Annotated in this window: 1 protein-coding gene; it reads right to left on the reverse strand. The window is 72.5% G+C overall.

The features are described 5' to 3' along the window. Positions 1–82: 82 nt before the first annotated feature. Positions 83–404 (reverse strand): SDR family oxidoreductase (locus tag M1M07_RS32540; protein ID WP_248676809.1); only part of this gene is annotated, 322 nt, incomplete at its 5' end.

Raw genomic sequence — 404 nt, forward strand, 5'->3', positions numbered from 1 at the left:
ACCAGGGGGTATGCTCCGGGCAGGACCGGCAGGCCCTGGTGCAGCCGGTGGCGGCGGCGCAGAGGGTTGAGCAGCATGGTGGTCAACGCGGCGTGGCGGCCGTGGCGCCTGGCATGCCCGGGGCGGCGGGCCGCCCCGCACGGCTGTTGCCGCCGTCGGCGTACGTCGGCACGTGCGCCAGCATGCCGCCGTCGATGCACACGATCTGGCCGGTGATGAATGACGCCTCGTCGGAGAGCAGGAAGGCCACCAGTGCGGCGACGTCCTCCGGGCTGCCGGCGCGCGGCAGGAGCTGGTGCCGGCGCAGATGCTGCTGCATGGATTCGTCCAGCCTGGCGAGAAGGCGTTCGGTCATGATGAGCCCCGGCGCGACCGCGTTGCAGCGGATCTGCGCATGCCCGTAC

The sequence above is a fragment of the Rhodococcus sp. HM1 genome (assembly GCF_023218075.1).
Classification (GTDB): Bacteria; Actinomycetota; Actinomycetes; order Mycobacteriales; family Mycobacteriaceae; genus Rhodococcus.